The organism is Mesorhizobium sp. Root695, assembly GCF_001428185.1.
Taxonomy (GTDB): domain Bacteria; phylum Pseudomonadota; class Alphaproteobacteria; order Rhizobiales; family Rhizobiaceae; genus Mesorhizobium.
Map to the genome: position 1 here is coordinate 277,585 of NZ_LMHO01000001.1, position 14,499 is coordinate 292,083.

The 14,499-nt window shown below is 63.2% G+C and carries 13 protein-coding genes; 3 read left to right on the forward strand and 10 right to left on the reverse strand.

All coding sequences use genetic code 11. From position 1 onward, the window contains the following. Positions 1-3: 3 nt before the first annotated feature. Both ASD99_RS01390 and ASD99_RS01395 read right to left on the reverse strand, forming a co-directional pair. The gene (locus ASD99_RS01390) at positions 4-1,938 is read right to left on the reverse strand and encodes a bifunctional 5-dehydro-2-deoxygluconokinase/5-dehydro-2-deoxyphosphogluconate aldolase (protein WP_057142490.1); all 1,935 of its coding nucleotides are present in this window, start codon (positions 1,936-1,938) and stop codon (positions 4-6) included. Between the two features lie 142 nt (positions 1,939-2,080). After that, positions 2,081-2,926 (reverse strand): MurR/RpiR family transcriptional regulator, encoded by an 846-nt coding sequence (locus ASD99_RS01395; protein WP_056589225.1) that lies wholly within the window; start codon positions 2,924-2,926, stop codon positions 2,081-2,083. A 154-nt stretch (positions 2,927-3,080) separates the two neighbouring features. Between ASD99_RS01395 and ASD99_RS01400 the strand changes: the two genes are divergently transcribed. Further along, entirely contained in the window at positions 3,081-4,190 is a 1,110-nt protein-coding gene (locus ASD99_RS01400) for a Gfo/Idh/MocA family protein (protein ID WP_057142675.1), read from the forward strand. A gap of 33 nt (positions 4,191-4,223) precedes the next feature. Here ASD99_RS01400 and ASD99_RS01405 read toward each other — a convergent pair whose 3' ends face one another. Then, on the reverse strand, positions 4,224-4,922 hold the full coding sequence (locus ASD99_RS01405) for a helix-turn-helix transcriptional regulator (protein WP_057142491.1): 699 nt from the start codon (positions 4,920-4,922) through the stop codon (positions 4,224-4,226). A 128-nt stretch (positions 4,923-5,050) separates the two neighbouring features. Here ASD99_RS01405 and ASD99_RS01410 point away from each other — a divergent pair, with 128 nt between their 5' ends. Then, the gene (locus ASD99_RS01410) at positions 5,051-5,686 is read left to right on the forward strand and encodes a LysE family translocator (RefSeq protein WP_057142492.1); all 636 of its coding nucleotides are present in this window, start codon (positions 5,051-5,053) and stop codon (positions 5,684-5,686) included. Positions 5,687-5,724: 38 nt separating this feature from the next. Here the strand turns inward: ASD99_RS01410 and ASD99_RS01415 are convergent, their stop codons facing one another. From ASD99_RS01415 to ASD99_RS01445, 7 genes are all read right to left on the reverse strand, one after another. Continuing rightward, positions 5,725-6,816: a 3-deoxy-7-phosphoheptulonate synthase gene (locus tag ASD99_RS01415; RefSeq protein WP_057142676.1), complete on the reverse strand. Its 1,092-nt coding sequence runs from the start codon at positions 6,814-6,816 to the stop codon at positions 5,725-5,727. 225 nt (positions 6,817-7,041) lie between these two features. Further along, positions 7,042-7,836, reverse strand: a complete 795-nt coding sequence (locus ASD99_RS01420; protein WP_057142493.1) for an SDR family oxidoreductase — start codon at positions 7,834-7,836, stop codon at positions 7,042-7,044. 33 nt (positions 7,837-7,869) lie between these two features. Next, entirely contained in the window at positions 7,870-8,865 is a 996-nt protein-coding gene (iolG, locus tag ASD99_RS01425) for an inositol 2-dehydrogenase (protein ID WP_057142494.1), read from the reverse strand. Positions 8,866-8,974: 109 nt separating this feature from the next. Beyond that, positions 8,975-9,742 (reverse strand): ATP-binding cassette domain-containing protein, encoded by a 768-nt coding sequence (locus tag ASD99_RS01430; RefSeq protein WP_056589246.1) that lies wholly within the window; start codon positions 9,740-9,742, stop codon positions 8,975-8,977. A gap of 2 nt (positions 9,743-9,744) precedes the next feature. Then, a complete protein-coding gene (locus ASD99_RS01435; RefSeq protein WP_056589249.1) occupies positions 9,745-10,821 on the reverse strand; it encodes an ABC transporter permease in 1,077 nt (358 codons plus the stop codon). Positions 10,822-10,919: 98 nt separating this feature from the next. After that, positions 10,920-11,861 carry a sugar ABC transporter substrate-binding protein gene (locus tag ASD99_RS01440; RefSeq protein ID WP_056589252.1) on the reverse strand — a complete coding sequence of 314 codons (942 nt, stop codon included), beginning with the start codon at positions 11,859-11,861 and terminating at the stop codon, positions 10,920-10,922. Positions 11,862-12,198: 337 nt separating this feature from the next. Then, on the reverse strand, positions 12,199-13,230 hold the full coding sequence (locus ASD99_RS01445) for a LacI family DNA-binding transcriptional regulator (protein ID WP_057142495.1): 1,032 nt from the start codon (positions 13,228-13,230) through the stop codon (positions 12,199-12,201). 165 nt (positions 13,231-13,395) lie between these two features. Here ASD99_RS01445 and ASD99_RS01450 point away from each other — a divergent pair, with 165 nt between their 5' ends. After that, on the forward strand, positions 13,396-14,487 hold the full coding sequence (locus ASD99_RS01450; protein ID WP_057142496.1) for a fatty acid desaturase family protein: 1,092 nt from the start codon (positions 13,396-13,398) through the stop codon (positions 14,485-14,487). Positions 14,488-14,499 lie beyond the last annotated feature (12 nt).

Below are 14,499 nucleotides of genomic sequence, written 5' to 3' on the forward strand. Positions count from 1 at the left end.
TTCTTATGCCGCCTTGCGGCCGCGCGCGGCAAGCCACGCTTCGGTCAGCTGTTCGAAGCGCGAAGCCATGTCGGCGATAGCCTCATCATCCGATATCTTGCCGGCCAGCCATTGTTCTGCTGCATGGACGAAGATGGTGCGGCCGACGGCAAAGCCCTTGACGATGGGTGCCTTGGCGGTGGCGGCGAAAGCCGCTTCCAGCTCGTCCTGCGGCGCCTCCAGGCCAAGCAGCACGACGCCCCGGCACCATGGATCGTGCTTCAGGATGACGGCTTCGATCTTCGCCCAGGCGCCGCTCGACGCCTGTGGCTCGAGCTTCCACCAGTCCGGCTTGATGCCGAGCGCATAGAGCTCCTCCAGCGCGCGCGGGATCGTCGTGTCGTCGAGCTTGCCATGCTTGCCGGCGATGATCTCGACGAGAAGTTCTCTGCCTACTTTCCGAGCGCCTTCGAACAGCGCGCGCAGCTTCTGCTGCTGCTCTTCCTTCAGTGCCGCCGGATCGTCGGGATGATAGAAGCACAGGCACTTGATGCAGTGATCGACAGGCCATTCGGTGAGCTGCGAGCCGATGTCCTGCGAGAATTCGAAGCGCAGCGGCCGCGAGCCCGGCAGCTCCACCGGCCGGCCAAGCCAGGCGAAGGGATGACGGGCGAACTCGAACATCGCCTTGCGGCCATGTTTCTCGTCGATCAGCATGCCGTAACCGTCGCGGCCGTTGGCGACCTTCGCGGCGGCCTTGACCGCCAGCACCTTGAAATCACGGATGCGGGCGGGATCGGCGCCGGCCTTCGCAGCCACATCCTCGAGCTGCACGCGGTGGTCGCAGGCGAGCGCCATCAGCGAGGGAATGTCACGCCGGCGCGTCGTTGCCCAATGGATGTGATTGATCGCTTCGTCCTTGCGCAAAGCGAGGTGCTTGCTGCCGTGCTTGAGGAAGAACTGCAACTCTTCGAAGGTCGGATATTCCGGCGCGCAGAGCAGCCGTGACACGGCGAAGGCGCCGCAGGCATTGGCCCAGGTCGCGGCAGTCGCATGGTCTTCGCCGCCCAGCCAGCCGCGCAGGAAGCCGGACATGAAGGCGTCGCCGGCGCCGAGCACATTGTAGATCTCGATCGGAAAGCCCTTGCCGACGACACCGTCTTCGAGGTCGTCGCTGATCGGCCCGTCATAGACGATGCAGCCCATGGCGCCGCGCTTCAAGACGATGGTGGCGGACGACAGCGAGCGGATCGTCTTCAGCGCGCTCAGGCAATCGTCGGCGCCCGACGCGATCATGATCTCTTCCTCGGTACCGACGATCAGGTCGCAATCGGGCAGCACCGTCTTCAGCTGGGCCGAGACCCGGTCCGATTTCACATAGCGCTCGAACCCTTCGGCATGGCCGGCGAGACCCCATAAATTGGGCCGATAGTCGATGTCGAACACCACCTTGCCGCCCTTGGCCTTCATGATGCGGATCGCCTTGCGCTGCGCGGCATCGCTGTTGGGGCGGGAAAAATGCGTGCCGGTGACGACGATTGACCGCGCCGAGGCGATGAAGGCCTCGTTGATCTCTTCCGGCGCCAGCGCCATGTCGGCGCAGTCCGAGCGGTAGAAGATCATCGGCGAGACGCCTTCGTCCTCTACCGACAGCAGCACCAAAGCGGTCAGCCGCTCCTTGTCGGTCTTTAGCCCGTCGACATTGACGCCTTCACGCGTCAGCTGCTCGCGGATAAAGCGGCCCATCTGCTCGTCACCGACGCGGGTGAGCAGCGCCGAGCGCAGGCCGAGCCTCGCCGTGCCGACCGAAATGTTGGCCGGGCAGCCGCCGACCGACTTGGCGAAGGAGGTGATGTCCTCCAGCCGCGAGCCGATCTGCTGGCCATAAAGGTCAACGGAAGCGCGACCGATGGTGATGACGTCGAGCGGCGCCTGTTTCGCGTCCACGGCTTCGCTCATTGGAACCTCCCGTCGGCCTTGTTGTTTTTGGGTACACGCGCGAGCGGCAGCGTGGCGCCGGGAATATGAAATAATAATTCCAATCCATAGTCAATATGGAATGAGCATTCCTTTGATGGAAAGTGTCTTTTCTGGCGGCGGATCAGGCCTTGCGCTTGCGGCTCGTGTCCCGTCGCTTCTCACCGACGCCGACGGTCAGCGCCATGGCCAGCGCCATCGTTGCCGACAGCGAGCGGAAGCCGGCGAAATCCGCCTCGGCAACCTCGAACCAGACCTTGGCGAACTGGGCGAGCGGCGAAAACGAGCTGTCGGTGATGGCGACGATCGGCACGCCCTGCTCCGAAATGCCGCGCGCCTCCTCGATGGTGGCGGGCGCGTAGGGCGAAAACGAGATGGCGATGACGGCATCCGCTGGCGTGGCGAAGCCGATCATCTCGGCATTCAGCCCGGCCGCCGATTCGATCAACTGGTTTCGGATCTTGAGCTTGCCCAGTGCATAGGCGATGTAGGACGCCACCGGATAGGAGCGGCGCTTGGCCAGCACATAGATAGTCTCTGCCTTCGCCAGCAGGGTGATCGCGTCTTCCAGATGCGCTTCGTCCAGCGTGCGCGAAATGTCGTTGAGCGAGGTGCTGGCGGCGGCGACGAAGCCGTCGAAGATCGCCCGGTGGCCTGCGCCGCCCTCGGCCTTGGCGCGCAGCGCCTGCAATCTTTCGTCATAGGATGAGTTGCGCTCGCGTAGCCGCTCGCGAAACACCTGCTGCAGGCTGGTGAATCCGTCGAAGCCAAGCTGCTGGGCAAAGCGGATCAAGGTCGACGGCTGCACGCCGGCCGAAGCGGCGATGCTGGCGGCGGTGCCGAAGGCGATGTCGTCGGGATTGTCGAGCGCATAGGCGGCGATCTGGGCAATGCGCTTCGGCAGGCTTTCGCGCCGATCGAGGATCGTTGCGCGCAGCGTCTCGAAGTCGCGAGGTACCCGTTCGTCCATCGTCGGTCTGCTCAGGTTCATTTGCCGGCACCCTCTCTGCCTCATCATACCGAGCCTGCGCAAGAACGCCATAAAAAATGAGGCAGACATTCCATTCCAGGAAGAAATGGACTAATTCATCCACCTGATGCTTCAGGCAGTGGAGAAACGGAAAATGGTCGGCGTCGGTCTCATCGGCACGGGTTTCATGGGCAAGTGTCACGCCATCGCATGGAGTGCCGTTGGCGCTGTCTTCCCCGACGTGGCCAAGCCACGGCTTGTGCATCTCGGCGAGGTCACTGAGGATCTCGCCCAACGCAAGGCAGGCGAGTTCGGCTTCACCAAGGCGTCCGGCGACTGGCGCGCCGTCGTCAACGATCCGGATGTCGATATCGTCTCGCTGACCACGCCCAACCAGTTCCATCCGGAAATGGCCATCGCCGTCCTCGAGGCCGGCAAGCATCTGTGGTGCGAAAAGCCGATGGCGCCGAGCTTTACTGAGGCCGAGGCGATGGCAGCCGCCGCGAAAAAGTCCGGCAAGGTCGCAGCCCTTGGCTACAACTACATCCAGAGCCCGGCCATCCGCCATATCGGCGCGCTGCTCGACGAGAAGATCATCGGCGAGGTCAACCATCTGCGCATCGAGATGGACGAGGACTTCATGGCCGATCCCGAAGCGCTGTTCTTCTGGAAGCACGAGGCTGCTTCCGGCTATGGCGCGCTCGACGATTTCGCCGTGCATCCGCTGTCGCTGGTTTCCGCCCTGTTCGGCCGCGTCGCCAGCGTCATCTGCGACATGGCCAAACCCTATGCCGACCGCAAGGTGGCCAGCGGCGGCCGTCGCGCGGTGGAGACCTACGACATCGCCAGCGTGCTGATGCACCTGGAAAACGGCATTGCCGGCACGCTGCTGGTCAATCGTTCCGCCTGGGGCCGCAAGGGCCGCATTGCCATCCAGATTTTCGGCTCGAAGGGCTCGATCCTGTTCGACCAGGAGCGGATGAACGAAATCCAGCTCTATGTCACATCAGATCGCCCGACCGAGCAGGGCTACCGCACCATCCTGGTGGCTCCGCACCACAAGCCCTATGACCTCTTCGTGCCGGCGCCAGGCCATGGCCTCGGCTTCAACGACCTCAAGATCATCGAGTGCCACGAATTGCTGACGCGGCTTGCCGGCAAGCCGGCGCGGCTCATCGAATTCGCCGAAGGGCTGGAGATTGAGCGCACCGTGCACGCGATGGCGCGCTCCTTCGAGGAGAAGCGCTGGGTCGATGTGAGGTAGTCCCGCCCCGGTTTTCGCTCCGCGAAGGTGGCTTCAGACGGCGGCAACGACATTCGTCTCCCAGCCGTTGACCCAGACCTGCCGCAAGCGGTCGCCTTCGCCCTTGAAGCGCAGCCCCGTCGCCTGGCAATCCTCGATCCGGTCGCTGCGGAAATTGCGGATCGCCTGGCGCAGCTCGCACCAGGCGACGATGTTGGCGGTTTCGGCGTAGTAGATCAGGGCGATCGGCCGGACGAGGCGCTCGGAGGCGCGGCCCATTTCGTCGCGATAGGAGAGGTCGAGCTTCTCCTCGTCGCGGATGGCGCGGCGCACCAGCGCCAGGTCGATCGCGCCGGTCGAGGGCGCGGCGAACCCCCACGCATGCAGCGCATTGGCGTCGAATGCCTGGCGCAAGGGCGGCGGCACCGCGCCGGCGATCTTGGCACTGACGCGCTTGGCCGCCTGCTTGAGCTCGCTGTCTCCCGTGCGCTCCAGCAGCGCGAGAGACAGGACGATCGCCTCCATCTCCTCGATCGAAAACATCAGCGGTGGCAGGTCGAAGCCGGGACGCAGGATGTAGCCGATGCCGCGCCCGCCTTCAATCGGCACGCGCATCGCCTGCAGTGCTGCGATGTCGCGATAGATCGAGCGCACCGTCACTTCCAGCCGCTCGGCAATCGTTGCCGCCGTCACCGGCTGCCGCGCCAGCCGCACGATCTGGATGATCTCGAACAGGCGTGACGCCTTGCGCATTTTTCCCGGGATTCCAATCGCAACTGACACACCATCGTCAGTTGGGCTGACCTATAGGAGCGCCTATCGAGTTGAGAATCAACACATTCCGCTGCGGCCTGGCCGAGCGAGGGCGACAGGCAACTGACATGGACTACGCGGAAAATCTCTGGCTCTTCTGTCTCCTCCTCTTCGGCATCATCATCGTGCCCGGCATGGATATGCTTTTCGTGCTTGCCAATGCGCTGACCGGTGGCGGCATCAGGGGACTTGCCGCGACCGGCGGCATCATGCTGGGCGGCATGGTGCACACGCTGAACGGCGCGCTTGGCGTCGGCCTGCTGATGCATTTCGTGCCGATCCTCTACAATCCGCTGCTGATTGCCGGTGCCGCCTACATGGCCTTTATCGGCCTGACGCTGATGCGCAGTTCGATCAAGGTTGGCCATGATGGACCTGCCGGCAGCCGCTCCGCATGGAAGGCGTTTCGCCAGGGGCTGGTGATCTGCCTGATCAATCCAAAAGCCTATCTCTTCGTCTTCGCGGTCTATCCGCAATTTCTGAAGCCGGACTACGGTCCGATCTGGATCCAGGCTTCCATCATGGGATTGATGACCATCGCCATGCAGTTTGCCGTCTACGGCGGACTTGCCATGTCAGCCGGCCGCAGCCGAAATCTGCTGGTCGCCAATCCCCGAGCGACCGCATTTGCCGGCCGGGCGGCGGGGCTGCTTCTGGTTGCGGTTTCCGTGCTCACTGCGTGGGAGGGGCTAAGGGCGGCGTGATCCTTGCACGCGCCGCCCTTTCCATGCCGCCATCCGTATCAGGCTGCTCCCTGGCGGCTCTCGATCATGGCGCGGCGCGCTGAGCGGCGCCACTCGACGGCGCCGGCAAGGCCGTGCAACACCGTCTCGGTGGTCGCCCAGTCGATGCAGCCATCGGTGATGCTCTGGCCATAGACGAGCGGCTTGCCGGGTACCACGTCCTGCCGGCCGGCGACGAGGTTGCTCTCGATCATGACACCGATGATGCGCTCGTCGCCCACCGCGACCTGGCCGGCGACATCGGCCGCTACCTTGGGCTGGTTCTCGGGCTTCTTGGCTGAATTGGCGTGGCTGACATCGATCATCAAACGGGGCGCGACACCGATGCGGGCAAGCTCCGCCGAGGCCGCCTCGACGCTCGCCGCGTCATAGTTCGGCTGAACGCCGCCGCGCAGGATGACGTGGCAGTCCTCATTGCCGGTGGTCGTCGCGATGCCGCTGCGTCCGCCCTTGGTCACCGCCATGAAATGATGCGGCTGGGCGGCGGATTTTACCGCCTCGGCGGCGATCCGCAGATTGCCGTCGGTGCCGTTCTTGAAGCCGACCGGGCAGGACAGGCCGGAAGCAAGCTCGCGGTGGATCTGGCTCTCGGTCGTGCGCGCGCCGATCGCGCCCCAGGCGACGAGGTCGACAATGTATTGCGGCGTGGTCATGTCGAGGAATTCAGTCGCTGCCGGCAGGCCGAGATTGTTGACGGCGGAGAGCACGTTGCGCGCCATCCTCAGTCCCTTGTCGATGTTGAAGCTGCCGTCGAGGTCGGGATCGTTGATCAGGCCTTTCCAGCCGACCGTCGTGCGCGGCTTTTCGAAATAGACCCGCATCACGATCTCGAGTCGGTCCGACAGGCTCTCGCGCAGCGCTGCCAGACGGCTGGCATAGTCCACGGCGGCGACCGGATCGTGGATCGAACAGGGGCCGACGATGACGAGCAGCCGATCGTCGGTGCCGTTCAAAATGGCGTGGATCGCGTTGCGCGACGCGGTGACGGTGCGCGTCGCCGTCAGCGTGCGCGGTATCTCCCGCATCACCTGGTCCGGCGTACTCAATTCCCTGATTTCCTTGACCCGAAGATCATCTGTGGTGGTCAACACGGCTTTCTGCTCCTGTTTGGGAAACCTGCCGGCTGAAAACAAAAAAGCCGCCAGGTATGGCGGCTGTTCGGATCTTGTTGCTGCAATCTTCAGATCGAGCGCAATCCTCCCGCCGCCAGCGAGCTCCTAAAGTACCAATATGTGGCGGTCAGGTTGATCATGTGGGTCATATAGTCGATGCGAAGGCGTTTGTCACGTGGCCCTGATGGGGCGACGCAACTAATGCTACTCGGGTGACGACCCCGCAATGCTCTGGTCGTAGTCGACCAGCGACCCGGTCATGACGCCCGACTGCGGGCTGACCATGTAGCTGATCAGCCGCGCAAGCTGGTCCGGCTTGACCAACTGCCCCATCGGCTGCGCGGCTTCGGCCTTTGCCAGCCAGTCGTCGGGTGCATCGTGCCATTTCTTCTGCACGATGTCCTCGCCCTCGGTGTCCATCCAGCCGGGTAGCACCGCGTTGCAGCGGATGCGGTTGTAGCGATAGGCATTGGCGACGTTCTTGGTCAGCGTCATCAGCGCCCCCTTGCTGGTCGAATAGGGGGTCAGGAACGACTGGCCGGTATGCGCCGACATCGACAACACGTTGACGATGGAGCCGGGCGCCTTCTTCTCCAGCAGATGCGCCACCACGCCCTGCATCAGGAAAAACGGCCCGCGCACATTGGTGTCGAAAATCGTATCGAAAAGCTCTTCGCTCGTCTCGACCAATGAACCGCGCGCCGACGTGGCGGCGGCATTGACCAGGGCGTTGATGGTGCCGAAATGCGAGATCGCGGTGGCGACCGCACGCTTGCAGTCGGCGACATTAGAGACGTCGGCGCTGATGAAGATCGCGTCGACCCCCGATTTCTTGAAATGGGCGACAGCCCTGTCGCCCTTCTCCTGCGACCGGCCGATGAGCGCCAGCGCCCGGCAGCCTTCGTCGGCCAGCGCCTCGGCAACAGCAAAGCCGATGCCTTGCGCGCCGCCGGTGACGATGGCGCGTGTTTTTGAATTGCGATCGGCAGTTCCGCTCATCGCTCTGCTCCTGTGGGTTCTTCCTAAGGGTTCTTACTTGTCGAGACGAACGGTCTTGCCTGTGGTCGCCGACTTCAGCGCCGCATCCGCCAGCTTCAGCGCCACCAGCCCGTCCGTGCCGCTCGGCGCCGCCTTCTTGCCTGACGTCGCTGCGGTGATGAAGGCAGCGATCTCGTTGGCATAGGCGTCGAGATAGCGGGTCATGAAGAAGTCGTGCAGCGGCGGGCGGGTGTAGCCCTTCTCGTTCGCAAGTTCGATCGACACCGGCCGCTGGTTCTCGGCAGCAATCATGCCTTTCGAGCCATGCACCTCGATGCGCTGGTCGTAGCCATAGGTGGCGCGGCGCGAGTTGGAGATGACGGCTTGCTTGCCGGAAGCGGTTTCGAGGATGACGCTGACGCTGTCGAAATCGCCGGCCGCACCGATCTTCTTGTCGACCAGCACCGAGGCATGGGCGCTGACCGCCACCGGCTCCTCGCCGAGCAGGAAGCGCGCCATGTCGAAATCATGGATGGTCATGTCGCGAAAAATGCCGCCCGAGCGCTTGATGTAGTCGATCGGCGGCGCACCCGGGTCACGCGAGGTGATGGTGACCATCTCGACGGTGCCGATGGCGCCGTCGTCGATCGCCTTGCGCACGGCGGCGAAATGCGGGTCGAAGCGGCGGTTGAAGCCGACCATCAGCGTCGCCTTGGTTTTCTCGACCACGGCCAGGCACTTCTCGACGCGCTTGACGTTGAGGTCGATCGGCTTCTCGCAGAAGATCGCCTTGCCGGCCTTGGCGAAACGCTCGATCAAATCGGCATGGGTGTCGGTCGGCGTGCAGATGACGACGGCGTCGATATCCGTCGATTTTTCGATGGCGTCGATCGTGCGCACTTCGGCGCCATAGGCCGATGCCAGTTCCTTTGCCGCCTTCTCGAACGCATCTGCGACGGCAACCAGTTTGGCCTGCGGGTTGGAGCCGACGGCGCGGGCGTGGACCTTGCCGATGCGGCCGGCACCGAGGAGGGCGAAGCGGAGAGTCATGGAATGTCCTTTGAGTGGTTCGAAGCGGGGCGCCGGTCATCGGCGCGGGTGATTTGCGGTCAAGACAAGATCGACAGGGAGGCGGTGACCACCGCCTCCGCGCCCGGCCTCAAGCCGCGAGTTCGGCCTCGCCAGTCTTGGCGCCGGTGATGTAGGAGACGATATCGTTTCCGTCGGTGTCCTGCTTGCGCAGGTTGGCGACGATGCGGCCGCGCCGGAACACGACGATGCGGTCGCAGAGGTCGAACACCTGGCGCATGTTGTGGCTGATCAGGATCAGCGGGTCGCCATTGTCCTTCAGCGTACGGATGATGTTTTCGACCTGCGCTGTCTCCTGCACGCCAAGGGCCGCCGTCGGCTCGTCCATGATGATCAGCTTGGAGGCGAAGGTCGCGGTCCGGGCGATCGCCACGCACTGGCGCTGGCCGCCAGACATGTGGCGGATGGTGTTGGACAGATTGGGGATTTTTACCGCCGTGCGGATCAGCGCCGCTTCGGTCGCCTTGCGCATATACTTGCGGTCGAGGATCGAGAATGGCCCGAGGTTGAACAGCACCTTTTCGCGGCCGAGGAACAGGTTGGACGGCACGTCGAGATCGTCTGCCAGCGCGAGGTTCTGGAACACGGTCTCGATGCCCGCCGTGCGGGCCTCGATCGGGCCGGTGAAATTCACTTCCTTGCCGTCGAACCAGATATGGCCGCTGGTGCGCTGCTCGACGGCGGTGATCTGGCGCACGAAGGTCGATTTGCCGGCGCCGTTGTCGCCCATGATGGCGACATGCTCGCCCTTGCGCAGTTCGAAGTTGGCGCCTTCCAGCGCATGCACGCCGCCATAGCGCTTGGTCAGGTTTTCGGTCTTCAGGACGATGTCTGACATGGTCAAGCCCTCATTGCCCGCAGGCGTTGGCGCCACTGGTCGAGAACGACCGCACCGACGATGATCACGCCCTTGACCATCTCCTGGTAGTAGGCGTCGAGGCGCAGGAAGGTGAAGCCGGAGATGATGACGCCGAAGATAAGCGAGCCGATCACTGTGCCGATGATCGAGCCGCGGCCGCCCGACAAGGAGACGCCGCCGATCACCGCCATGGCGATCGCGTCGAGTTCGTACATCACGCCCATACCGGACTGCGCGGTCAGGTTCTTGGAGCTCAGCACCACGGCGGCGAGTGCTGCAAGCACGCCGGCGATGACGTAGACGAGGATCTTGTGGTTGGCGATCTTGATGCCGGACATGCGCGCGGCGTCCTCGTTGGAGCCGATCGCGTAACAATGCTTGCCGTACCTGGTGTAGGTCATGATCAGCTGGAACAGCACGGCCAGCGACAGGAAGATGATGACGGGCATCAGGCCCTTGCCGATGGCCGCGAAACCCTCGGTGGGAAACGAGATAGGCTGACCCTTGGACCACCATTTGGCGATGCCGCGCGCGGTGACCATCATGCCCAGCGTGGCGATGAACGGCGGAATGCGCGTGTAGGCAATCAACGCACCGTTGACCAGGCCGGCAAACAGGCCGCAGCCGATCGCGACGAGCACGGGCACAATGACAGGCAGGTCGGTCCAGCCCTGGGCAAGGAACATCGCCTTCGGGTTGGGGTTGCCGTTGACCGTCGCCACTTGGGCGAAGCTCATGGCGATCATCGCGGTCGCGCCGACGATCGAGCCCGAGGACAGGTCGATGCCGCCGGTGATGATCACTTGCGTCACGCCGATGGCGATGATGCCGACGATCGACACCTGCAGGATGATGATCTGCAGGCGTGCCTCGTTGAAGATCGCGCTGACGTCGCTGCGGGTGTTGAACAGGAAACTGTCGCCGAGAAAGATGCGGCCGATCAATTCGAAGACGACAACAAGAATGACGAGCGCCAGGAAGACGTTGATTTCGGCAGGCCATGCGCGCTTCTTCGCGTCATAGCCGGCCCCGCCGACGCCATGAGATGTCTGTGCCACGTATTCTGTCCTCCGTCAGCTGCGGTCGCCCCTTGCTGCCTTGCCGGCGCCGAGGGAAAGAGGAGCGGCGCTGTGGGCGCCGCTCCGTAGTCCGCCGCTCAGTTCTTCTTCAGGAACTTGTCGATGTTCGCTGGCGTCACCAGCTGGAAGGGGACGTAGACCTTGTGCTCGACCTTCTCGCCCTTGGAGAGCTTGAGCGCCGCGTCCAGTGCACCCGCGCCCTGGCCGGCCGCGTCCTGGAACACGGTTGCGTCGAGGTCGCCCGCCTGCATGGCGGCAAGCGCGTCCTGCGTGGCGTCGACGCCGCCGACCACGACCGTCTTCATGTCGATGTTGGCGGCCTTCATCGCCTGGATGGCGCCGATGGCGCTTTCGTCATTGTTGGCGATCACACCATCGAACGGCTTGCCGGTCGACAGCCAGTTGGTCATCAGGTTCTGCGCTTCGTCGCGGTTCCAGTTCGACGTCTGCTTGTCGATGATCTTGATGAAGCTGCAATCCGGCGTGGCGATCACGTCGTCGATGTCCTTGGTGCGCTGCACGGCGGCCTGGTTGGAGAGCTCGCCCATGATCACATAGACATTGGCCTCCTTCTTGCCGGCTTCCTTGAACAGGCGGCAGACTTCCTTGGTCTCGAGCGTGCCGGAATCGGCCTCGTTCGAGGCAACGAATGCCTGGTTGTCCGGCAGCGTGTCGACATTGACCGGCTCGCGGTTCACGTAGACCAGCGGGATCTTGGCCGCGGCAGCTGCGTCCGACATCGCCTGCGTGGCCGAAGTGTCGACCGGGTTGACAATGATGGCGTCGACGCCCGAAGCGGCGAAGTTCTTGATCTGGTCGAGCTGCTTGGCGACGTCATTCTGCGCGTCCTCGACCTGCAGTTCCACGCCGCTCATGCCCTTGGCCTGCTCGATCATGCCGTTGCGCAGCACGGTCAGGAAGTTGTCGTCGAATTTGGCCATCGACACGCCGATCTTGGCGGCCATGGCGGATGAACTCATCAGCGCCGCGAAAGCGAGGCCCAAAATCAGTTTCTTCATTGTGTTTCTCCTCCACATTTTGGTGTCCGGTTTCACCGATTTATCCGGAATCCCCGATCTCCCCGGGGAATCTCTCCCTAATATCGTCTCGTTCCGGGGACGCCTTGCCGTTTGCTGGAACGCCAAGCTATCCGTTTGAAAAAGAAGCTCCGGAACGAAAGAACCAAAATACACAGTTGGTGAAATATTTATTCCATTTTGCGGTGAGACGTCAAGGGAGATTCCAAGACCCGATGCGCGATTTCCGGATGACGGGCGCTTGCCGCCGGTCGCCGGCGATCAGCCCATGCTTGGCAGCATCGTCACTGGCACTGCGGCCGAACCGAAGCTCGAGAGCCTAGATATTTTCGGGCAGATAAATGTCGAACGGCAGGAAGGTCTGGCCAGGCGCGTTCGCAGCACCCGTCTCGATGGCGTGCGCCATCAGGTCAACCAGTTCGCGGCACAGGGCGGCCAGCGGCGTGGAGATCACCATCGTCAGGATGCCATCGGCCAGGGCGGAACGCGATGTCGCGTTGATCTCGTTGCAGATGACCGCGGGCATCTCGGCCGGCTTTGCCTGCCTGAGCGCCGCGACAGCGCCTTCCATGCCGCCGCCGGCGACATAGCAGCCAACCAGATCAGGGTGGCGGCCAAGGAGATCGAGCAGCGTGTCCTGGGTAATCTGGTTGGCCTCCAGATTGACCGATGTCTCGAGCAAGGTGAATTCCGGCGCCTGCTCGCGAAAGAAAGAGCGAAAGCCGATCTCGCGCAGTTCGTGACCGTGAAAGCGATGGCTTCCGACGAAAAGCGCGACCTTGCCCGGCCGCTTCGCCGCCTTCGAGATCATCCAGGCCGCGCTGCGGCCGACCTTGCGGTTGTCGAGGCCGACATAACCTTCGCGAATGCCGGCGGCGAAGTCGGACAGCAGGGAAAACACCGGCAACCCTTTCGTCTTCATCTCCTCGACGGCGACCGTCAATGTCGGATGATCCGGCCCGACTAGGGCGACGGCCCTGCATTTGGCCGCCAGCCTGCGCGCGCGCTCGACAATCTCGTCGGGGGCTAGCGAATCGGCAAAGTCGATTGTGGCAACGCCGCGGAAACGCGACGATCGCGACACGGCAAGTTCAAGCTCGCGAGCGAGCTCGCTGTAGAAGACATAATTGCCCTTGAGCAGCAGGAAGCCGAGCCGGTACTCGGGCAATTCATGGCGCATCCGCTGCTTGATCAGGCCGACCGCGTGATAGCCGATCTCGGTCGCCGCCTCGTAGACGCGGCGCGCCGTTTCCTCGCGGACCGGCAGGCGGCTGTTGAGCACGCGGTCAACCGTGGCGACGCTGACACCGGAGATGCGCGCCAGGTCTGATATGGTCGGCCGTTTCGCCATGCTTGCCTCATTGGATCGCCTGAGGTTTCCTACATCATTATGATAGGAAATGATAGAAACCATCTTTGTGATGTTGAGTCTATCATCGGTCGGCGTTATTTTGAGGCTCGAAGTGAAGGGATTCCAGCATTCGCTCCGGCGAGTGCCTTGCTGTGGGAGGCAACCATGAATGCTGCGCCATCCCGGCGTGACTACAGCCTGATCGGCCGCGACGCCAAGCTCGCCGTCGAGACGGGCCTGTCGGCGGCCGAATGGTACCACACCGAGATTCCGCGCAAGCAGATGAAGGCGCTGATGCAGCGCTCCGACGGGCCGGCGATCCGCGATACCATCATCTGGTTCGCCGCACTGATCGTCAGCGGTGCCGGCGGTGCCTGGTTCTGGGGTAGCTGGTGGTGCGTGCCGTTCTTCTTCGTCTATGGCGTGCTCTACGGCTCGTCGACGGATTCACGCTGGCACGAATGCGGCCATGGCACCGCCTTCCGCACGCAGTGGATGAATGATGTGGTCTATCAGATCGCCTGCTTCATGATCATGCGCAATCCGGTGACCTGGCGCTGGAGCCACACCCGCCACCATACCGACACCATCATCGTTGGCCGCGACCCGGAAATCTCGGTCATGCGGCCGCCGGACCTGGTTCGAGCCATCCTCGGCTTCGTCGGCCTGCTCGACGCCTGGCATGCGATGAGCGACATGCTGCGCAACGCCGCCGGCAACATCAGCGCGGCGGAAAAAACCTTCATTCCCGAGCAGGAACAGCCCAAGGCGATCCGCATCGCCCGCATCTGGACGGCGATCTACGCCGCCACCATCGCGCTGGCGTTCTACACCGGGTCGTTCCTGCCCTTGATGCTGGTCGGCCTGCCCAGGCTCTATGGCGCCTGGCATCACGTCATGGTCGGGTTGCTGCAGCATGGCGGCCTGGCTGACAACGTCACCGACCACCGGCTCAACAGCCGCACCGTCTACATGAACCCGATCAGCCGCTTCATCTACTGGAACATGAACTACCATGTCGAGCATCACATGTTCCCGATGGTGCCCTATCATGCGCTGCCGAAGCTGCACGAACTGATCAAGCACGATCTGCCGGCGCCGACACCGTCGATCCTGGCCGGCTACCGCGAAATGATCCCGGCCTTCCTGCGCCAACTGCGCAACGAGGACTATTTCCTCAAGCGCGAGCTGCCACCGACCGCCAGGCCATACCGCGAAGAATTCCACGATAATGCCGCCGCTGCCGCGGCGGAATGATCGTGTGATTAT

Coding starts and splice junctions, on each gene's coding strand:
- ASD99_RS01390 (WP_057142490.1), bottom strand. CDS start 1,938: ATGAGCGAAGCCGTGGACGCGAAACAGGCGCCGCTCGACGTCATCACC.
- ASD99_RS01395 (WP_056589225.1), bottom strand. CDS start 2,926: ATGGACGAACGGGTACCTCGCGACTTCGAGACGCTGCGCGCAACGATC.
- ASD99_RS01400 (WP_057142675.1), top strand. CDS start 3,081: ATGGTCGGCGTCGGTCTCATCGGCACGGGTTTCATGGGCAAGTGTCAC.
- ASD99_RS01405 (WP_057142491.1), bottom strand. CDS start 4,922: ATGCGCAAGGCGTCACGCCTGTTCGAGATCATCCAGATCGTGCGGCTG.
- ASD99_RS01410 (WP_057142492.1), top strand. CDS start 5,051: ATGGACTACGCGGAAAATCTCTGGCTCTTCTGTCTCCTCCTCTTCGGC.
- ASD99_RS01420 (WP_057142493.1), bottom strand. CDS start 7,836: ATGAGCGGAACTGCCGATCGCAATTCAAAAACACGCGCCATCGTCACC.
- iolG (WP_057142494.1), bottom strand. CDS start 8,865: ATGACTCTCCGCTTCGCCCTCCTCGGTGCCGGCCGCATCGGCAAGGTC.
- ASD99_RS01430 (WP_056589246.1), bottom strand. CDS start 9,742: ATGTCAGACATCGTCCTGAAGACCGAAAACCTGACCAAGCGCTATGGC.
- ASD99_RS01440 (WP_056589252.1), bottom strand. CDS start 11,861: ATGAAGAAACTGATTTTGGGCCTCGCTTTCGCGGCGCTGATGAGTTCA.
- ASD99_RS01445 (WP_057142495.1), bottom strand. CDS start 13,230: ATGGCGAAACGGCCGACCATATCAGACCTGGCGCGCATCTCCGGTGTC.
- ASD99_RS01450 (WP_057142496.1), top strand. CDS start 13,396: ATGAATGCTGCGCCATCCCGGCGTGACTACAGCCTGATCGGCCGCGAC.